Annotated in this window: 14 protein-coding genes and 2 tRNA genes; 1 reads left to right on the top strand and 15 read right to left on the bottom strand. The window is 66.2% G+C overall.

The features are described 5' to 3' along the window. Positions 1 to 45: 45 nt before the first annotated feature. Both J1902_RS03310 and J1902_RS03305 read right to left on the bottom strand, forming a co-directional pair. Positions 46 to 118, bottom strand: a tRNA-Glu gene (locus tag J1902_RS03310). A 128-nt stretch (positions 119 to 246) separates the two neighbouring features. Next, positions 247 to 318: transfer RNA gene (locus J1902_RS03305), tRNA-Gln, on the bottom strand. 347 nt (positions 319 to 665) lie between these two features. Between J1902_RS03305 and J1902_RS03300 the strand changes: the two genes are divergently transcribed. After that, a complete protein-coding gene (locus J1902_RS03300; protein WP_207614823.1) occupies positions 666 to 2099 on the top strand; it encodes a hypothetical protein in 1434 nt (477 codons plus the stop codon). A 34-nt stretch (positions 2100 to 2133) separates the two neighbouring features. On the opposite strand, the gene J1902_RS03295 is transcribed toward J1902_RS03300, so the two are convergent. The 13 genes from J1902_RS03295 to J1902_RS03235 form a co-directional block, all read right to left on the bottom strand. After that, positions 2134 to 2847 carry an HAD family hydrolase gene (locus tag J1902_RS03295; protein WP_207614822.1) on the bottom strand — a complete coding sequence of 238 codons (714 nt, stop codon included), beginning with the start codon at positions 2845 to 2847 and terminating at the stop codon, positions 2134 to 2136. A gap of 19 nt (positions 2848 to 2866) precedes the next feature. After that, on the bottom strand, positions 2867 to 4381 hold the full coding sequence (gene gltX / locus J1902_RS03290; protein WP_207614821.1) for a glutamate--tRNA ligase: 1515 nt from the start codon (positions 4379 to 4381) through the stop codon (positions 2867 to 2869). Positions 4382 to 4535: 154 nt separating this feature from the next. Next, positions 4536 to 5312, bottom strand: a complete 777-nt coding sequence (locus J1902_RS03285) for a fumarylacetoacetate hydrolase family protein (RefSeq protein ID WP_207614820.1) — start codon at positions 5310 to 5312, stop codon at positions 4536 to 4538. Positions 5313 to 5349: 37 nt separating this feature from the next. Next, a complete protein-coding gene (locus tag J1902_RS03280; protein ID WP_307794354.1) occupies positions 5350 to 6147 on the bottom strand; it encodes an MBL fold metallo-hydrolase in 798 nt (265 codons plus the stop codon). Between the two features lie 210 nt (positions 6148 to 6357). Then, positions 6358 to 7470, bottom strand: a complete 1113-nt coding sequence (locus J1902_RS03275) for a branched-chain amino acid aminotransferase (protein WP_207614819.1) — start codon at positions 7468 to 7470, stop codon at positions 6358 to 6360. A 134-nt stretch (positions 7471 to 7604) separates the two neighbouring features. Then, positions 7605 to 8657, bottom strand: coding sequence for a 3-isopropylmalate dehydrogenase (locus tag J1902_RS03270; RefSeq protein ID WP_207614818.1), 1053 nt, complete (start codon positions 8655 to 8657; stop codon positions 7605 to 7607). Between the two features lie 202 nt (positions 8658 to 8859). Beyond that, the gene (gene metG, locus J1902_RS03265) at positions 8860 to 10419 is read right to left on the bottom strand and encodes a methionine--tRNA ligase (RefSeq protein ID WP_207614817.1); all 1560 of its coding nucleotides are present in this window, start codon (positions 10417 to 10419) and stop codon (positions 8860 to 8862) included. Positions 10420 to 10436: 17 nt separating this feature from the next. After that, positions 10437 to 11195: an ABC transporter ATP-binding protein gene (locus tag J1902_RS03260; RefSeq protein ID WP_207614816.1), complete on the bottom strand. Its 759-nt coding sequence runs from the start codon at positions 11193 to 11195 to the stop codon at positions 10437 to 10439. Continuing rightward, positions 11192 to 14002: an FtsX-like permease family protein gene (locus J1902_RS03255; protein WP_207614815.1), complete on the bottom strand. Its 2811-nt coding sequence runs from the start codon at positions 14000 to 14002 to the stop codon at positions 11192 to 11194. The genes J1902_RS03260 and J1902_RS03255 overlap by 4 nt, the downstream gene beginning before the upstream one ends. A 307-nt stretch (positions 14003 to 14309) precedes the next feature. After that, positions 14310 to 15905 carry a phosphoglycerate dehydrogenase gene (gene serA / locus J1902_RS03250; RefSeq protein ID WP_207614814.1) on the bottom strand — a complete coding sequence of 532 codons (1596 nt, stop codon included), beginning with the start codon at positions 15903 to 15905 and terminating at the stop codon, positions 14310 to 14312. Between the two features lie 275 nt (positions 15906 to 16180). After that, positions 16181 to 17206 carry a ketol-acid reductoisomerase gene (ilvC, locus tag J1902_RS03245; RefSeq protein ID WP_207614813.1) on the bottom strand — a complete coding sequence of 342 codons (1026 nt, stop codon included), beginning with the start codon at positions 17204 to 17206 and terminating at the stop codon, positions 16181 to 16183. Positions 17207 to 17287: 81 nt separating this feature from the next. Then, the gene (gene ilvN, locus J1902_RS03240) at positions 17288 to 17800 is read right to left on the bottom strand and encodes an acetolactate synthase small subunit (protein WP_207614812.1); all 513 of its coding nucleotides are present in this window, start codon (positions 17798 to 17800) and stop codon (positions 17288 to 17290) included. 2 nt (positions 17801 to 17802) lie between these two features. Then, entirely contained in the window at positions 17803 to 19707 is a 1905-nt protein-coding gene (locus J1902_RS03235) for an acetolactate synthase large subunit (RefSeq protein WP_207614811.1), read from the bottom strand. Positions 19708 to 20026 lie beyond the last annotated feature (319 nt).

Below are 20026 nucleotides of genomic sequence, written 5' to 3'. Positions count from 1 at the left end.
CAAAAGAAAATCCCCCGGAACCTGCGGTTCCGGGGGATTCATCTGTGACCCCAGCGGGATTCGAACCCGCGTTACCGCCGTGAGAGGGCGGCGTACTAGGCCGCTATACGATGGGGCCTTGCACTTTTTGATTGCCGTTTCCGGCATTCAAGCTGAATGATTCTTTCACATATTCAGCCTTGTTCCAAATCGGAAAACCGACTCAAAACTTCCGAATTTTCCGCGGAGTTCCACGGAATTTCAGAGCTGGGATACCAGGACTCGAACCTAGAATGACGGTACCAGAAACCGTTGTGTTGCCAATTACACCATATCCCAAAGTGACTTTCGGACCGGAGTTCACCGCCTCGGCTTTGCCTTGGCTTTTCCCTCCGTGCCCCTCAGCACGAGTAATTACTCTACCCGACACTTTGGGACTGCACAAATCGGCCCGAATGCGGACTCTCACGGCCCCTTCCCGATCACCATCAAGGCGCCTGCGCGGGCAAAAACCCTTGCATTTCAAGGATTCATAAGTTTACTCTCGGTAAGTTACCGATCGGTAGCCAGTCACTTTCATTCGCTTTACCGGCACAGCTGCGGCCAACTCAGGCTGTTAGCTGCGTCACATGGGGGATCGACCGCCGGCAGCGTCGCCGTCGGGAAATCATCGAGAGGAATTACCCGTGACACAGAACCGTGCCAGTGCCATGAGGACAAGAACCCGGACCCAGGTCATCGCCATTGCTGTCCTGGTATTGCTGCTCATCGCACTGCTGGGCTTTTACACAGTGGTGACAGGGAAGATCACCGCCGGATCCGCCCAGCTTAGGGAAGGCGCCGGGCAGGCCTCTACCGGCGCGGGGCAGCTCAAGGAAGGAGCAGCGAAGCTGGCGGGCGGGGCCTCGCAGGCAGACAGCGGGGCAGCGAAACTCGCAGACGGTGCCGAAAAGGTGCACCAGGGTGTGCTGGGCAAACTGGCACCCGGCGCGGACAAGCTCCAGGCCGGGGCCGAAACCCTGGCGAGCGGTGCCCTGAAGATCGAGAACGACGTCAACGCCAAGCTGGCCCCGGGCGTCTACAAGGTGGACGACGGCGCCCAGCGGCTCGCAGCCGGGGCCGTCCAACTCTCTGCTGCGCTGACGCCGACGGCGGCGGGCAACGCCGAGAATAACCTCGCCGACGGCGCCGGGCAGCTCAACAGCGGCGCCGTGCAGCTCCATGCAGGAGCCGGCCGTCTCGCCGACGGCACGGCCCGGCTTGCTGCGGGGACAGTGCAGCTCAGGGGCTACGCCGGTGCGGGGAATGACCCGAGCAAAGGCACGGGGACAGCAGCCCTGGCCCAGGCACTGGCGCAGCTGGAAGCAGCAGCCAACGACCCCCTCCAGCGGCTGGCTCCGCTGGCTCTCCTGAAGGACAAGATCGCCCTGCTGGCAGCCGGTGCCGCCAAGCTGGACGCAGGGGCGGCACAGCTGCAGGGCGGCGCCACGGAACTCCAGAACGGAAGCCTCCAGCTCCGTGACGGCACCGCCCGGCTGCAGGACGGAACGGGCCGGCTCACCGCGGGCTTCCAGACCCTCTCCCTGAAGCTGAACAGCCAGGATCCCGCTGCCCCGGGTGTGGTGCTGGGAACGCAGCTGCTCGCCGAGGGCACGGCCAAGATCCGCACGGGCATGGACGGCGTACCGGGCGATCCGGAACGACCGGGCCTGCTGGCGGCGACGGCCAGGATGACCAGCGGAACGGCCCGCCTGGCCGAGGGCACCCTGTCCCTGAATGCCGGCATCAAGGGCAGCCCCTCCGACCCCGCCTCCCCCGGCCTGCTGGACGGGTCCAAGGCCGTGGCGGCAGGCGCCGCGCAGCTCTCCGACGGAACGGCCAAGCTCGCGTCCGGCTCCGGGGAACTGGCCGGCGGCGCGGAAAAACTCGCGGACGGCAACGCCAGGATCGCGGCCGGCACCGAAGAGCTGCACCAGGGCGCGGCGGCTGTGTCGCCGTCGAGCATGGCGGAAAAGTCCGACGCCGGTACGGCGGTGGGACTCGTGGGGGTCCTCGGTGCGGGATCCGTGGGCGCGTTCGTGTTCCTGCGCAAGCGGCGCCTGGCGTTGGGCGCGGCATAAAGCTGCGCTGGTCGCGGCGGCGAAGCCCCGGAAGCTAGGCGGCGAGCAGCCGCGCGAGGGAGTCGACTTCGCGGCCTGCGAAGCCCTCGGCGGTTTCGCCGGTGCGGTTGAGCCAGACGCCCAAGAGGCCGGCCGCCGTGGAGCCGTCGGCGTCGAGCAGTCGGTTGTCACCGATGTAGAGCGTGTCACCGGGTGCGGTGCCCAGGCGGCGGACGCCCTCCAGATAGATGGCGGGGTCCGGTTTGGGCACCCCCACGGTGTCGGTGCCCACCAGTACGGTGATGCGCGAGAGCCCGGCGCTGTCCAGCTTGGCCCGCTGGTAGTCGTGGACGTTGTTGCTGACTGCGCCGTAGGGGATGCCGGCGGCGTCCAGGGCGTCCAGCACAGGGGCAACGTCCTCGAAGGCGCGGACGTAACTGGGCTGCAGGCGGGAGTACTCGCTGAGCCAGAGGTGGGACAGTTCGCCGTCGCCCAGGTCGACGCCGAAGTGGCCCAGCGCCGCACGCCCCCGCAGCAGCCTCTGCTCGTTGAACGTCAGTTCGCCGGCAAGGTAGCGGTCATAGTAGTGCGTGGTTTCGTGGGTGAAGATGCGCCCGAACTTTTCCCACCCGGCCGGATCAAGGCCGGGCAGGAGATGTTCGCTGACATCGCGCAGCGCCGTGGTCATGGAGAACTCAAGGTCCACCAGGGTGTCGTCGATGTCGAACAGGACACCCCGGATGCGGCCGAAGGAACCGTCAATTGCCATGTCGCTGCGCCTCGGGTGCCTAGCCGCGGAACGCGCGGAGACGGGCGAGGGAGGAGTCCTTGCCCAGGATGACCATCGACTCGAACAGCGGCGGCGAGATGCGGCGTCCGGAGATGCCGGTGCGCACGGGGCCGAAGGCGAGCCGCGGCTTGATGCCGAGGTCCTCCACCAGCGCCTGCTTCAGGGCCGTCTGGATGTTCTCCGCGTTCCACTCCTCAAGCGGCGAAAGGGCGGCCAGGGCGGCGTCGAGCATTTCGCCCAAGTTCTCCGGGAGCCCCTTGCGGGCGTCGTCCGCGACGTCGATCGCGTCGTCGGCCTTGAAGAGGAAAGCGAGCATCTCCGGGGCCTCGCCCAGCAGGATGATGCGTTCCTGGACCAGCGGAGCGGCCTCGGTGAGGATCTCTTCCTGGCGGTCCGTGAGGATCTCACCCACAAAACCAGCGGCCCGCAGGTACGGGACGAGGCGTTCGCGGAAGACCTCCGGCGCCAGGAGGCGCACGTGCGTGCCGTTGATGGCCTCGGCCTTCTTGATGTCGAAGCGTGCCGGGTTGGCCAGGACGTCGTGGATGTCGAAGTTGGCCACGAGCTGCTCCACGGTGAAGATGTCCTCGTCGGCGCTCAGGGACCAGCCCAGCAGGGACAGGTAGTTCAGCAGGCCCTCGGGGATGAAGCCGCGCTCGCGGTGCAGGAACAGGCTCGACTCGGGATCGCGCTTGGAGAGTTTCTTGTTGCCCTGGCCCATGACGTAGGGAAGGTGGCCGAACTCCGGCATGTACTCGGCCACGCCGATGGCGTACAGGGCGCGGTAGAGGGCGATCTGGCGAGGGGTGGAGCTGAGCAGGTCCTCGCCGCGGAGAATGTGGGTGATGCCCATGAGGGCGTCGTCCACCGGATTGACCAGGGTGTAGAGGGGTGCGCCGTTGGCACGGACCACGGCGAAGTCCGGCACGGAACCGGCCTTGAACGTGATTTCGCCGCGGACGAGGTCGTTGAACGTGAGGTCCTCGTCCGGCATGCGCAGGCGGAGCACGGCTTCGCGGCCTTCTGCCTTGTACTGGGCGAGCTGCTCCTCCGTGACGTGGCGGTCGAAACCGTCGTAGCCCAGCTTGGGGTCGCGGCCCGCTGCCTTGTGGCGGGCTTCGATTTCATCCGGAGTGGAGTAGGACTCGTAGACGTGTCCGCCGGCCTTTAGCTTGGCGATGACGTCCTGGTAGATGTCCCCGCGCTGGGACTGGCGGTAGGGCTCGTGCGGGCCGCCCACCTCTACGCCCTCGTCCCAGTTGATGCCGAGCCACTTCAGCGCCTCCAGCAGCTGGTGGTAGCTTTCCTCACTGTCGCGGGCGGAGTCGGTGTCCTCGATGCGGAAGATCATCTTGCCGCCGGTGTGCCGCGCGTACGCCCAGTTGAACAGGGCGGTGCGGATCAAGCCCACGTGCGGCGTGCCCGTGGGCGACGGGCAGAACCGGACGCGGACGGGGGTCTCGGCGGTGACGGCGGGGATGGCGGCAGAGTTCGACGCGGAAGCAGTAGTCATAGTGGTTCCAACTTTACCGCCTGCGGCCTGCCCGGATTTCGCGGGGGCTGGGTTTGCCCCAGCAGGTTCGCCCAAGCAGGGCTCGACGGCGGCACCCGGGTGGGTGCCGCCGTCGGCGGTCCAGCGGTGGCTGGGTTCAGCGGTGGCGGCCCGCTTAGCGGCGGACCACCGGGTTGGACAGGCGGCCGATGCCTTCGATCTCGATCTCGTAGCGGTCGCCGGCCGAGACGAGGTCGACGCCGGCCGGGGTGCCGGTCATGATGACGTCGCCCGGGAGCAGGGTGAAGGCCTGCGAGACGATGGAGACGATTTCGCGGACGCCGCGGACCATCTGGCTGGTGTTGCCGTCCTGGCGCAGTTCGCCGTTGAGCCAGCCCTTGATGGCCAGGTCCTCGGTGTCCAGTTCAGTCTCGATCCAGGGGCCCAGCGGGGCCGAGGTGTCGAAGCCCTTGGCGCGGGCCCACTGCAGGTCGGTCTGCTGCACGTCGCGTGCCGTGAGGTCGTTGCCGCAGGTGTAGCCGAAGATGACGTCGTCGGCACGGTCCTCCGGGACGTCCTTGCAGATGCGGCCGATGACCACGCACAGCTCGGCCTCGTAGGAGACCTCCTCCGAGAATTCCGGCAGCACGATGGGGTCATTGGGGCCGATCACAGAGGTGTTCGGCTTCAGGAACAGCAGCGGCTGCTGCGGGACCTCGTTGCCAAGCTCGGCGGCGTGCTCGGCGAAGTTGCGGCCCACGCCGATCACCTTGCTGCGGGGAATGATGGGCGCGAGGAGCCGGACGTCCTCGAGCTTGTGCTTGACGTGGGTACGTTCCACGCCGCTGAAGAAGGGGTCGCCGTGGATGACAGTGACTTCCTCACTGCCGGGCTCGCCTTCAACAACGCCGTAAAGAGGATCAGAATCAACTACAAACCGGGCGATACGCATGGGTTCAAGCCTACCGTCCGCCCCGGCCCTCCTCTGCTCAGGAGCGCAGGTAGTCCAGCTGCGCCGCCACGGACGTTTCGGCCGCCCAGCGGACGTTGGGCGCGACGTCGGGATAGACAGCATCGGTGACGGCCGGTATCTCCGCGTCCTCGCCCAACTCCGCCAGCGCCGCGCGGATCTGCTCCAGGCGCTCCTGGCGGTGGGCACGGTACTCGCGGCATTTCTCGTCAAGGGCGGGAAGCACCGGCCCGTGGGCCGGCAGCAGTGTTGCGGCGCCCAGGGCTTCGAGGCGGTCCAGGCTGCCCAGGTAGTCTCCGAGGCGGCCGTCCGGGTAGTCAAGGACTGTGGTGCCGCGGCCCAGGATGGTGTCCCCGGTCAGCACGGACCCGGCGGGGCCGTCGTCGGGCAGGTGGAAGCACAGCGAGTCCGAGGTGTGGCCGGGGGTGGCGAGCACGCGGATCTCGACGCCGCCGGCCAGGAGCACCTCGCCGTCCCGCAGGGGCTCCCCGCCATGGCAGTGTTCCGGGGCCGCGGCCCGGACGGGTGCGCCCGTGAGTTCATGGAAGCGCGCCGAGGCCTCGGTGTGGTCGGCGTGCCGGTGCGTGATGAGGACGAGGTCCACGGTGCCGGCCGCCGCCAGCGCAGCCAGGTGCCCCGCGTCCAGGGGCCCTGGATCGACCACCGCGACGTGCCCGGACCCCGGAACGCCGATCACGTAGGAGTTGGTGCCGTCAAGGCTCATCGGCCCGGGGTTGGGTGCCAGGCGGAAGCGCGTCAGCGGGCTGCTCTGCTGGAAATCGGCGTGCTGGAAGGAGGCATCGTTGACCGTATTCACGGTTCCATCATGCCAAACGCTCTCTCACCTTTAGCGCCGGATCGGCCAACCCTCTATCACTTGTCTTAGGCAAGTGATAGAGCGTCAGGGGAAAACCCATCAAAGGTGAGAGAGCGTTGGGGTGGGGGAACGCCGACGGCGGCCTGCCCATCGCAGTGGACCGACCGCCGTCGGGCGCTAATTCAAGGCCGCTAATTCAGAACCAGGAGGCTAGACCAGGCGGGTCAGCCAGCCGTGGGTGTCCTCGACGGTGCCGGTCTGGATGCCGAGCAACTGTTCGCGGATGGCCATGGTGACGTCGCCGGTCTTGGCATCCTCGGAGCCGATGAACTCGGTCTCGTCCTTGAGGACGCCGATGGGGGTGATGACGGCAGCCGTACCGCAGGCGAAGACCTCGGTGATCTCGCCGGAAGCCACGCCGTCGCGCCATTCGGCGAGGGTGATCTTGCGCTCGGAGACCTCGCGGCCCATGTCGCGGGCCACCTGCATGACCGAGGAGCGGGTGACGCCTTCCAGGATGGTGCCTGTGAGCGCCGGGGTGGCGAGCGAGCCGTCCTTGAAGACAAAGAAGACGTTCATGCCGCCCAGCTCTTCAACGGCGTCGTCGTTGAAGTGGTCCAGGAACAGAACCTGCTTGCAGCCGTTGGCCTCAGCTTCCTGCTGGGCGATCAGGGAGGCAGCGTAGTTGCCGCCGCACTTGGCCGCACCGGTGCCGCCGCGGCCTGCACGGGCGTATTCGCGGGAGATCCAAATGGAAACAGGCTTCAGTTCGCCGCCGAAGTAGTTGCCGGCAGGCGAGGCGATGACGCGGAAGGACACCTCACGGGCGGCACGGACACCCAGGAAGGCCTCAGTGGCGATCATGAACGGGCGCAGGTATAGGGCTTCGCCGTCGCCGGAAGGAACCCAGTCCTGGTCCGCAGCCACGAGCTCGCGGATGGCGCCCAGGAAGTAGTCCTCGGGCAGTTCCGGCAGGGCCAGGCGACGGGCCGACTTGTTCAGGCGGGCAGCGTTTGCTTCCGGCCGGAAGGTCCAGACGGAACCATCTGCGTGGCGGTACGCCTTGAGGCCCTCAAAGATCTCCTGGCCATAGTGCAGGACTGCTGCCGAGGGATCCAGGGAGATAGGTCCATAGGCTTCGACCCGGGCATTGTGCCAGCCGCCGTTGCCGTCGGCGTCAACCTTGAAGTCGACAATGGCGGTGTTGTCGGTGAAGTAGTCACCGAATCCCGGGTTCGCCAGGATGGCTTCCCGTTCCTCAACAGACTTCGGCGTGGCTGACAGGTGCTTGTTGAATTCGACGCCGTGGGCAGTCTGGGTCATTGTTCCTCCACAGTCGGCTGCGTGGCGGCGCGAACCTTGCCTCAGAGGATACGTCTCTCAGAGGACATGGTTCAGCGGCGGACCACGGCAGCATATAAGTAATTCACGTCAAGCTTACGCCCGCGGGCAGGCCCCTAGAGTCGTGCCGCGATAGCGTCGCCGATGGCAGCTGTGCTGCGCGGCTCGCCGGTGCGGCCTTCGACGTCGGCCACCACGGCGGCTTCGATCCTGCGGGCCGCGGCGGTGAAGCCGAGGTGGTCCAGCAGGAGCACGGCGGACAGGATGGCCGCGGTGGGGTCGGCCTTCTGCTGGCCGGCGATGTCCGGGGCCGAGCCGTGGACGGGTTCGAACATGGACGGAGCGGTGCGGTCCATGTTGATGTTGCCGGAGGCTGCCAGGCCGATGCCGCCGGTGACGGCCGCGGCGAGGTCGGTCAGGATGTCGCCGAACAGGTTGTCGGTGACGATGACATCGAAGCGCGCGGGGTCCGTAACCATGAAGATCGTGGCGGCGTCGATGTGCAGGTAGTCGTGGGTGACCTCGGGGAAGTCCTGGGCCACTTCCTCCACGATCCGCTTCCACAGGTGGCCGGCGTAGACCAGCACGTTGTGCTTGTGGACGAGGGTGACGTGCTTGCGGGGGCGCTCGCTGGCGCGGCGGAAGGCATCGCGGACCACGCGCTCCACGCCGTGGGCCGTGTTGAGCGAGACCTCCGTGGCGATCTCGTGCGGGGTGCCGGTGCGCAGGCTGCCGCCGTTGCCGACGTACGGGCCTTCGGTGCCTTCGCGGACCACGATGAAGTCGATCGTGCCCGGGTTGGCCAGCGGGCTGCCGACCGTGCCGTAGAGGCGCGAGGGCCGCAGATTGACGAAGTGGTCCAGGCTGAAGCGGAGCTTGAGCAGCATCTCGCGTTCAATGATGCCGGAGGGGATGCGCGTATCGCCCGGGGCTGCCCCGACGGCGCCGAATAGGATGGCGTCGCGCGTGCGCAGGTCTGCAAGGACTTCGTCCGGGAGGGTCTCGCCCGTCTCGAGCCAGTGCTGTGCACCAAGCCTGTAGTGGGTCTGCTCCAGGGTGACGCCTTCGGCGGCGACAGCCTTTTCGAGAACCTTGATGGCTTCGGCGATGACCTCGGGGCCAATGCCGTCACCGGGGATGACAGCCAGATTGATGGACGATGCGCTCATGGATCCAATGTAGCCAAGGCATCCACATGTTGGTCAAAAACGTCTCACCATTCGAACACGAGGGAAGGGAGCACAGACGCTCTCTCACCTTTGGGCCCCAAACACAAACGCTCTCTCACCTCCGGATTGGAAGTGAGAGAGCGATTGCCAAAAACCCGCCAAAGGTGAGAGAGCGTCTGGCCGGAGCCGGGAGCCGGGCGCCCTAGGCTTCGGCGGGTTCCTCGTACCGGGGGAACACCGGTGCCGGGGCGGGCAGCTCGGTGCCGGCCACGATCGGCGTCGCGATGGCGGCGAACTGGCGGGCGTCGCCCTCCGGCTGCCCCAGAACGTCGAGCAGCTTGGCGGAGGCCGCCGGCATGACCGGCTGGGCAAGGATTGCAACGATGCGGACCACCTCGAGGGTGACGTACAGGACCGTGTTCATGCGCTCGACGTCGGTCTTGCGCAGCACCCACGGGGCCTGGTCCGCAAAGTAGGCGTTGGTGTCGCCCAGCACGCCCCAGATCGCCTCGAGGGCACGGCTGAATTCCTGCTTGTCGAACGCGGCGCGTGCTGTGGCGAGCAGTTCGTTGGCCTGGGCCAGCAGGGCCTTGTCGGCGTCGGTGAAGGCGCCGGGTACCGGCACGCGACCTTCGCAGTTCTTGGCCACCATGGACAGAGAACGCTGCGCCAGGTTGCCGAAGTTGTTGGCCAGGTCCGCGTTCATGCGGCCCACGATGGCCTCGTGGTTGTAGCTGCCGTCCGCACCGAAGGGCACTTCACGCAGGAAGAAGAAGCGCACCTGGTCCAGGCCGTACTGGTCCACGAAGTCGCGCGGGGCCACCACATTGCCGAGGGACTTGGACATTTTCACGCCGTTGTTCTGCAGGAAGCCGTGGATCATGACGCGCTTGGGCAGTTCCAGGCCGGCGCTCATGAGGAACGCGGGCCAGTAGATGGCGTGGAAGCGGGAGATGTCCTTGCCGATGACATGGACGTCGGCCGGCCAGAACTTCCGGAACGATTCCGAGTCGACGTCGGGGTAGCCGGCACCGGTCAGGTAGTTGGTGAGTGCATCCACCCACACGTACATGACGTGCTTGGGATCGCCGGGAACCGGTACGCCCCAGTCGAAAGTGGTGCGGCTGATCGAGAGATCCTCGAGGCCGCGCTTGACGAAGCTGATGACCTCGTTGAAGCGGTACTGCGGTGCGCCGAACTCCGGCTGGGCTTCGTACAGGGCCAGCAGCTTGTCCTGGTATGCCGAGAGCCGGAAGAAGTAGCTCTCCTCGGCCGTCCAGGTGACCTCGGTGTCTGTCTCCTTCGAGTAGCGGACGCCGTCCGATTTCACCACAGTGTCGTCTTCGCCGTAGTAGGCCTCGTCACGGACGGAGTACCAGCCCTCGTACTTGGAGAGGTAGATGTCGCCGTTGGATTCCATCTTCTTCCAGATGGCCTGGCACGCGGCGTAGTGGTCGGCGTCGGTGGTGCGGATGAAGCGGTCGTAGGAGCTGTCCACCAGGTCATGGACTTCACGGAAGGCCGCAGAATTGCGGTCCACGAGTTCCTGGGCGGTCAAGCCCTCTTTGTCCGCCGTCTGCTGTACCTTCAAGCCATGTTCGTCGGTGCCGGACATGTAGAAGACGTCGAAGCCGTCCAGGCGCTTGAAGCGGGCCAGGGCGTCGGCGGCGACAAACTCATAGGCGTGGCCGATGTGCGGCTCCCCGTTGGGGTAGCTGATGGCAGTGGAGATGTAGAACGGGGGTTTCTCTGCGGACGTCACTCTAAGAAGTTACCTTTCTAGTTGAGTTCGGTCAGCGTGTCGCTGAGCCGGACGAGCTCGTGGTCGTGCGAGGCCACCAGCACGGCGATGCCGTCGCTGGTGGTGTCCTTCAGGATGCCGATGATGCGGTTGGCAGCGGCACGGTCCAGGCTGGCCGTGGGTTCGTCCACCACCAGCACGCGGGTGCCGAGGATCAGCGCCCGGGCGATGGCCACACGCTGGCGCTCACCGCCGGAGAGCTGCGCGGGGCGGTGTCGCATGCGCCGGCCCAGGCCCACCAGGTCCAGGAGGTCCTTGGCCATCTCCGTACGCTGCTCCACTTCGCCGTCGGGCACGGCCGGCAGCAGGACGTTCTCGAGGGCGCTCATGCCGTCGATCAAGGCGCCGCCCTGGTCCACGTAACCGATCAGGGCACGGCGGCGGTCGGCGATCTCGTCGTCGCCCATCTTCTCCAGCGAGGTGCCCTCCCAGAAGACCCGGCCCGACGTCGGGAGCGTCAGTCCAGCGCTCACCGTCAGGATGCTGGTCTTGCCGGAGCCGCTGCGGCCGGCGATGCAGTGCATCTCGCCGGCGTGGAGCGTCAGGTCGAAGTCGTCGACGACGTCGACCGGCTCGGCGCCGCCGGCCCTGTCGTCGCCGTAGTGGATGGTGATCCGGCTCAGTGCGAGCGGGGTCGCGTGGTCGGCGGCCTTCACGATGGTGTTGGCGCGCGTCTGAAACGACTCGTCGGTGGATTCCGGGGTCGCCGTCAGCTCGGGGTGGAGGTTGTCAGTCATTTGACCACTTTCGTTGCAATGGGAATCCAGCAAAGTACGGCCAGCAGCCCGGCCAGTCCGGCCCAGAGTGCGGCATAGGGGGCCAGCAGCAGCCCGAGCCCGAGGGCACCGAGGACGCCCAGGGGCAGGGCTACGGTGCCGACGAGTGCGTTTTCGAAGAACCGGACCTGGCCCAGCATGTCCGGGTTCCAGCCCATGGCCCGCAGGGTGCCGATGTACTCGCGCTTGGCGTGCAGCTCGAATCGTCCGGTGACCAGGGTCAGCAGCAGGCCCACGAGCACACCGAAGACCGCCAGCAGCACGCTGGGGAAGGTGATGCTTGCGGCGGCCAGGCCGCTGAGGGCACTTGCCCCGGCGGCCCGCGGGATGTCGATCAGCAGCGCGATCAGCGCACCGACGGCCGCACCGAAGACACCGACGGCGACGGCGAGCGAGGCGGAGTTGAAGCGGTTCGTGGTGAGCTGGCGGTTGGCGAAGGTCAGCGGCGAGTCCACCATGACCAGACGGTCGTCGTGCTGCGGCTCCTGGTCCACTACCACGCGGTGGCGCAGTTGGCGGGCCGCAAGGTAGGCGGCGCCGGCGTAGATCGCCAGCATCGAGACGGACACCATCACGGTGGCAAGGTTCCAGCTGAGCAGGCTCAGCAGGATCCCGGCGGCCGCGAGGGCCGCCGCACCGACCGCGAATTCCTCAAGCACCCAGGAGCGGATCCGCTTCTGGGTCCAGCCCATGGCTCGCAGGGTGCCTGCCTCGCGCCGGCGCTGGCGGATGTAGCTCACGGTGGAGGCACCGGTCAGCAGGGTGGCGCCCAGCAGGGTCAGGAACAGCAGGGTGACGTTAGTGCCGGTCAGCGATCCGGAAACGGCGTCCGCTGCGTCCTGGCGCACCCACGACTGCTGGACGGTGCCCAGCGCGGCTTCCTTGCCGGCGTCGTCCTTGGAGTAGCCGGGGACGAAGATGCTGGTGTCCTCGCGGGCGGAACCGGCCACCACGGTGGCTTCGAGGCCGAGCTCGCGGATTTCCGCGGCGAGCTTTTCAACCTCCGGCTGAGCATGCTTCCAGGTGCCGGCGGCGTTGGCGCGCACGCGGATGGCGTCGATGACGTTGGCGTTGGCGTCGTAGCCGCGGGCTGCGGCAAGGCCGTAGTAGTCGGTGATGGCACCGGCCGACTGGCTGACCAGTCCCGTGGCGCTCAGCGACGGTTTAAGCACCGTGGCGTCGGTGTCCTTGCCTTCGGCGTCCTTGCCCAGGGTCAGCGGGGCGGGGTCGTAGCCGCCCAAGGGCAGACGGTTGACGTCGCCGGCGGCAGCCAGGACCTCGGTGGGGTCAAAGGTGCCGTAGACCATAGGCAGTGGTGCGGCGGGCTTCTTGCCGGTCTCGAGGTCCTCGCGGTAGGAGCGTTCGTCCACGGGCTTGCGCTGCGTCTGGTCCACCGGGGCGCCGAGGGCCGACTTCTCGGGCAGACGGTTGACGGTTACCCAGTCGCCGGGAGTAGCAGTCTTGCCGACGGCGCCGTTGGCCGCCGTTTCCTCGTCCTGGTACCGCGGTGCCGCGGCGAAGGCAGCACTCCAGGTGGCCGGGTTGTAGAGGCCCTGGCTGAAGCTTCCGGTGGCGCCCACCACCTTGCTGTGGTCGGTGGAGCCGGGCCATTCGAGGGCGAACGGGGAATTGGAGACGAAGGGAAGGTAGTCCTTGTCCAGCGAGCGGGTGACGGTTCCGACGTCCTTGACCACCTTGCCGCTGGCGTCGATTTCCTCGATCTTGACCGAGTACTTCAGGTCCAGGGAGGTGCCCGAGCGCACGATCAGCGGAATGGCCTGCGAGTCGGCGGTGAGCTTGCCGTCACGCTTGGCCTGCTGGTACTGGGTCATCAGGGGTGCCCAGTGCTTCAGCTTGACGCCCAGGAAATCCGGGCCTTCGGTGAGCTCGTCCATGCCGATGCCGTTGGTGAAGAGGCTTTCGAAGTGGCGGCCGATGGCGCCGGCGTCGCGGGCATCAGCCGGCGGGGCCTTCTCCAGCGGGGCCAGGAAGTCGCCCGCGGAGCCCAGCAGGGCGCGCTCGGCGGAAGGGTCGACGGCGACCACGGACTCGGTCACTTCGGGCGCCAGGGGCAGTGCCACGGAGAGGTTGAAGAGGTTGTGTTCGGAGCCTCCGGCCGGTGCCGGGAACTTGATGCCGGTCTCGCCCTCGGCCCCGGCGATGCGGATGCTCTTGCCGCCCGCGGTCTGTTCCTCCACAAGGCGGCCCTTGCCCAGGGTGCCTTCGGCGCTGGTCTTGAACAGGGTCTGTTCGTTGACGCCGTCGGAGCTGACTGCGGTGGCGGTCAGTCGGTAGTTCTTGGGAGCGGCGGACAGCACGGATTCGGCGGCCGGCCATTTGGCGGGGTCCAGCGCGGAGGGGTCCCCGGCCGTTACGGTACCGGCCAGGCCGGAGTTGAAGCCGAGGTAGTCCATGGCGCTGAGCCTGGGTGCCTCGAGGTTCTGGGTGACCCGGGAGACGAGGCTGATGGGGGCGGCAACGCCGGTGTGCCCCATGGCCCGAATCTTGTCGAGCTGCTCGAAGCTGATGCCGCCCTGGCCGGTGGCGATTTCCGGCTGGATCAGGGCACCACCGTCGCCGTCCTTGGACTGCTCCAGCCTGGCCTGGACCAGGATGTCATAGAGTCCCCGCGAGTTTTCGTCCACGGTGCGGTTCAGCGCCGCCTGGGACTGGCTCTGGACGAGGACGGACAAACACATGGCGACGATCAAAATGGCCGCGGTCAGCAGCAGCACACGGCTTCTGATGAACCTCTGGACGGCGTTCATTGGGCTCCCTGAGACCTTGATTGCGGGCGCACACGGGCGCCAGGTTCCCGATGACGACAAAAGGGGTCCCTGGGCGTGTGTGCAAAAGTATTGGCCGGCCTGCCGCCGGTTCCGAAATTCGGACCCAGCCATTGTATGCAGACCGGCCAATCATACGCGCCGCAGCTTGCCGTCGGCGCACACACTATTCAGTCCTAGCGACTAACTTGCTCCCCAACCTCGCTGCGTCCCCACCGGCTCCCAAACCTCGCTTCGCTCGGTTCGGGTCCCTCGCCGGTGTGGGCCCACGGCTGGGGCCCCTCGCAAGTTAGTCTTCCAAGTCCACTTCACGGACCATGTCTGCACCGATTCCGGCCCTGATGGCTTCCAGGACCTGCTGCGGCACGGAGGTGTCGATGGTCAGGAGCGCGAGCACCTGGCCGCCTTCGGACTGGCGGGCAACCTGCATGCCGCCGATGTTGATGTTGTTCATGCCCAGGATGTGGCCGATGGTGCCGATGACACCGGGGCGGTCCGCGTAGGACACCACAACGAGGTGCTCGCTGATGGGGATTTCAATGTCGTAGCCGTTGACGCCCACGAGCTTCTCGACCTGCTTGGGGCCAGTGAGGGTACCGGCAACCGAGATCTGCGAGCCGTCGCTGAGCGCGCCGCGGAGGGTCAGTACATTGCGGTAGTCCTCTGCCTCCGGGGTGGTGATGAGGCGGACGTTGATGCCGCGCTGCTCGGCAATGACGGGCGCGTTGACGTAGGAGACCTGCTCGGTCACGACGTCGGCGAAGACGCCCTTGAGGGCTGCGAGCTCCAGGACTTTGACGTCCAGTGCTGCGATCTCGCCCGCCACCTCGACGTCGATCTGGGTCAGGGACGCGTGCGTCAGCGCGGTGAAGATGCGGCCCAGCTTCTCGATCAGCGCGATGCCGGGTCGCACGTCCTCGGCGATGACGCCGCCGGCCACGTTCACGGCATCCGGCACAAGTTCGCCGGCGAGGGCGAGGCGGACGGACTTGGCGACCGAAACGCCGGCCTTCTCCTGGGCTTCGTCGGTGGAGGCGCCCAGGTGCGGGGTCACTACGACGTTGTCCAGTTCGAAGAACGGCAGGTCGGTGCTGGGTTCCTTGACGAAGACGTCGACGCCGGCTCCGGCGATCTGGCCTTCCTTCAGTGCGATGTAGAGGGCTTCCTCGTCCACCAGGCCACCGCGGGCGACGTTGACGACATAGGCCGTCTCCTTCATCTTGCGGAAGGCGTCCTCGCCGAGCATGCCGACGGTTTCCGGCGTCTTGGGCATGTGGATGGTGATGAAGTCCGCGTTTTCCAGCAGTTCATCGAGGGTGACCAGCTTGACGCCGAGCTGCGCTGCGCGGGCAGCCGTGATGTACGGGTCGTACGCGAGGATCTCGGTCTCGAAGCCCTGGAGGCGGGCTGCGACGAGGGCGCCGATGCGGCCCAGGCCGATGATGCCGATCTTCTTCTCGAAGAGCTCGATGCCCGTGTACTTGGAGCGCTTCCACTCGCCGTCCTTCAGCGCGGCACTGGCCTGCGGAATGTGGCGGGCGAGGCTGAGGATGTGCCCGACCGTGAGCTCGGCGGCGGAGACGATGTTCGACGTCGGGGCGTTGACCACCATGACGCCGGCCTGGGTGGCGGCCTTGATGTCAACGTTGTCCAGGCCCACGCCTGCGCGGGCGATGACCTTCAGGTTCTTGGCAGCGGCGATGGCCTCTGCGTCCACCTGGGTAGCGGAGCGCACCAGGATTGCGTCGACGTCGGCGATGGCGGAGAGCAGTTGGGAGCGGTCGGCGCCGTCGGTCTGCCGGATTTCAAAGTCCGGGCCAAGGGCCGCAACAGTGGCGGGCGAAAGTTCCTCGGCAAGGAGGACGACGGGTTTGGTGGCTGACACGGGGTGGCACCTTACTTTGGACAGAACTATGGACAAGGAGCGGATGCGTGGCCCGGACACAGTGCCGGGACCAGCCCAGAATATCGTCCCCGTGCGGGGATTCCCGTGCCGAAAGACGATGTTACGGCGGCCGCAGGCCGGTTGTGAAGAAATTCACAACGTGTTCCGGGCGCGGCCCACCGCCGTGGGACGACGATGCCCGCCCGGCTGATTCGCCGGGCGGGCATCATGAAGACGTGAGCCGCTGGGCCCACACGCCCAGGAGGGCGTGGGGACTAGCGGGCTGCGGAGCCTTCTACGTAGTCCTGGTCCTGCTGCTGCCAAGAGAACAGGGAGCGCAGTTCGCGGCCAACAGCCTCGATGGGGTGCTGCTCTGCCTTGGCACGCAGCTCCTTGAACTCGGCGCCGCCGTTGTCCTGGTCGTCAATGAAGCGCTTGGCGAAGGCACCGGACTGGATGTCGGCGAGGACAGCCTGCATGTTTTCCTTGACGGCGGGGGTGATGACGCGCGGGCCGGAGACGTAGTCGCCGTACTCTGCGGTGTCGGAAACGCTCCAGCGCTGCTTGGCGATGCCGCCTTCCCACATGAGGTCAACGATGAGCTTGAGCTCGTGGAGCACCTCGAAGTAGGCGATCTGCGGCTGGTAGCCGGCTTCGGTCAGGGTCTCGAAGCCGTACTGGACCAGCTGGGACACGCCGCCGCAGAGGACAGCCTGCTCGCCGAAGAGGTCGGTTTCGGTCTCTTCGGTGAAGGTGGTCTTGATGACGCCGGCGCGGGTTCCGCCGATGGCCTTGGCGTAGGACTTGGCCAGGTCCCAAGCGGCACCGGTGGCGTCCTGCTCCACGGCGATGATGTCCGGGATGCCTCGGCCGGCTTCGAATTCGCGGCGCACGGTGTGGCCGGGAGCCTTCGGGGCGACCAGGATGACGTCAACGCCCTCCGGTGCCTCGATGTAGCCGAAGCGGATGTTGAAGCCGTGGGCGAAGGCCAGGGCCTTGCCGGGGGTCAGCTTGTCCTTGATGGAGTCGTTGTAGATCGAGCGCTGGTGCTGGTCCGGCGCCAGGATCATGATGACGTCGGCCCATTCGGCGGCGTCGGCGACGTTCAGGGCCTTGAAGCCGGCTTCTTCGGCCTTGGCGATCGACGTCGAGCCCTCCTTGAGGGCGATGACAACCTCGACGCCGGAGTCGCGCAGGTTCAGCGCGTGGGCGTGGCCCTGGGAACCGTAGCCGACAATGGCAACCTTGCGACCCTGGATGATCGACAGGTCTGCGTCGTCGTCGTAGAACATTTCAGTCACTTGCGTAACTCCTCTTGAGTGGTTTTTGGAGATGTAGTCTGTGGTGCTGCGGTAAAGGGAACCGCGTCCTGCCAGCCGGAGCTATGCCGAACGCAGTGCCCTGTCACTCATGGAGCGGGATCCCCGCCCAACGGCCAAGGTGCCGGACTGCACAATTTCACGGATGCCGAACGGCTCGAGCACTGAAAGCAATGCAGCGAGCTTCTCGGGGGTACCGGTTGCTTCAATGACCACCGAGTCTGTAGACACGTCGACCACTGAGGCGCGGAACAGGTCTGCAGCCTGGGTAACCTGCAGACGTGTTGCGGCATCCGCACGTACCTTGACCAGGATGTGGTCACGCTGTACGGAAGATTCGGAAGTCAGTTCAACAATCTTAATCACGTTGATCAGCTTGTTGAGCTGCTTGGTGACCTGCTCGATCAGGTCGCCGTCGGCGTCGACGACTACCGTCATGCGGGACATGCCGGGGACCTCGGTGGGTCCGACGGCGAGGGAGTTGATGTTGAAGGCACGCCGGGCGAACAGGCTGGCCACGCGGGTCAGCACACCGGGCTTGTCTTCCACCAGAACGGACAGTGTGTGGCGGCTCATGCTTAGTCCTCCTCTTCCCATTCCGGGGTCATGTTGCGGGCAACCTGGATCTGGTCGTTGCTGACGCCGGCGGGCACCATAGGCCACACCATCGAGTCGGGGCTGACCACGAAGTCAATGACCACGGGGCGGTCGTTGATTTCCAGGGCCTTCTGGATGGTGGCGTCGATGTCCTCGTCGCGTTCGCAGCGGAGCGCGGCGCAGCCGTAGGCGTCTGCCAGCTTGACGAAGTCCGGGATGCGGACGGTTTCGTGGCCGGTGTTCAGGTCGGTGTTGGAGTAGCGGCCCTCGTAGAAGAGGGTCTGCCACTGGCGCACCATGCCCAGCGAGGAGTTGTTGATGATCGCCACCTTGATGGGGATGTTGTTCAAGGCGCAGGTGGCCAGTTCCTGGTTGGTCATCTGGAAGCAGCCGTCGCCGTCGATCGCCCAGACCACGCGGTCCGGTTCGCCCACCTTGGCACCCATGGCAGCCGGAACGGCGTAACCCATGGTGCCCGCACCGCCCGAGTTGAGCCAGGCGTGGGGGCGCTCGTACTTGATGAACTGCGCGGCCCACATCTGGTGCTGGCCAACGCCCGCCACGTAGATGCCTTCCGGGCCGGTCAGTGCGCCGATGCGCTCGATGACGCGCTGGGGTGCGCTGAGGCCGTCTTCGGGCTCGGTCCAGCCCAGCGGGTAGGTTTCCTTGAGGTTGTTAAGGAACGCCCACCAGCTCTCCAGGTCCGGGGTGCCGGTCTGTTCGAACTGTGCCTTCACGGCTTCGGTCAGTTCCGGGATGATCTCCTTGACCGAGCCCACGATGGGAACGTCGGCCGTGCGGTTCTTGGAGATTTCCGCGGGGTCGATGTCCGCGTGGATGACCTTGGCGAAGGGCGCAAAGGTCTTGAGCACGCCCGTGACGCGGTCGTCGAAGCGTGCGCCGAGGGTGATGAGCAGATCGGACTGCTGCAGCGCGGTCACCGCGGAGACGGTGCCGTGCATGCCGGGCATGCCGACGTGCTGCGGGTGCGAATCCGGGAAGACCCCGCGGGCCATCAAGGTGGTGACGACCGGTGCGCCGGTGGCCTCGGCCAGGGCCATGAGCTCCGCAGCGGCGTGCGCCTTCACGACGCCACCGCCCACGTACAGCACGGGCTTGCTGGCAGCGGCGATCAGCTTGGCGGCTTCACGGACCTGCTTGTTGTGGCCGCGGACCACGGGGCGGTAACCCGGGAGGTCGATCTTGGGCGGCCAGGAGAACGTCATGCTGCCCTGCTGGGCGTCCTTGGCGATGTCCACCAGCACCGGGCCGGGACGGCCGCTGGATGCCAGGTGGAAGGCCTCGGCCATGACGTGCGGGATGTCGTTGGGGTCGGTCACCAGGAAAGAGTGCTTGGTGATCGGCATGGTGATGCCGACAATGTCCGCTTCCTGGAAGGCGTCAGTGCCGATGACACCGCTGGACACCTGGCCGGTGATGGCCACCATCGGAACGGAGTCCATATGGGCATCCATGATGGGGGTGACGAGATTGGTGGCACCGGGGCCCGAGGTGGCGATGCACACGCCAACCCGTCCGGTAACCATGGCGTAGCCTTGGGCGGCGTGGCCGGCTCCCTGTTCGTGACGGACCAGGATGTGATTCATCTTGGATGCCATCAAGGGGTCATAGGTGGGCAGGATCGCGCCACCGGGCAAACCGAAAATATCGTCGACGCCGAGTTCTTCGAGCGAGCGGACAATAGCTTGCGAGCCGGTCATCACCGTTGGGGGTACAACGTTGTTCGGCCCAAGTACAGGAGAGAGAGTTGCAGCAGCGTCGACGACGGCGGCGTCAGCCGGACGGTCGACCTTTTCCGGAGCCTTGGTGGCTCCAGCGGACTTTGCAGCCATCAGCGAGGGGCTGATCGGCGATCCTTTGCTCATCGGACTCTTCCTTTGTGGATCTTCAGTAGGTGGGTATTGCTAGTGCGGTAAAGCTTCACTTCGTCGCGGGGTAATAAAAAAACCCCTCAGCCTTGCGGCTCTTCGAGGGGTTGCGCGTGACGGTTCGTTACCAGTCGGGCTAAGACGCCACGCGCTTGGCAAGGACGACGACGGAGCCGACGGTAACGAAAGTGATCATGCGTTCAGTGTTCCCTCTTAGTGAGACGAGTGTCAAACGACACCAAAGCCTATCTCACTATTTGGACCCTAAGGTCCACCTGTTGAACACCGGGTTGATCCTCCCCCAAGCTTCCGGCGC

Origin of the sequence: Arthrobacter cavernae (assembly GCF_017368795.1) — a bacterium.
GTDB lineage: Bacteria > Actinomycetota > Actinomycetes > Actinomycetales > Micrococcaceae > Arthrobacter > Arthrobacter cavernae.
The sequence above is the reverse complement of the archived record's forward strand: the minus strand, read 5'-3'. Positions and strand labels throughout refer to the sequence as shown.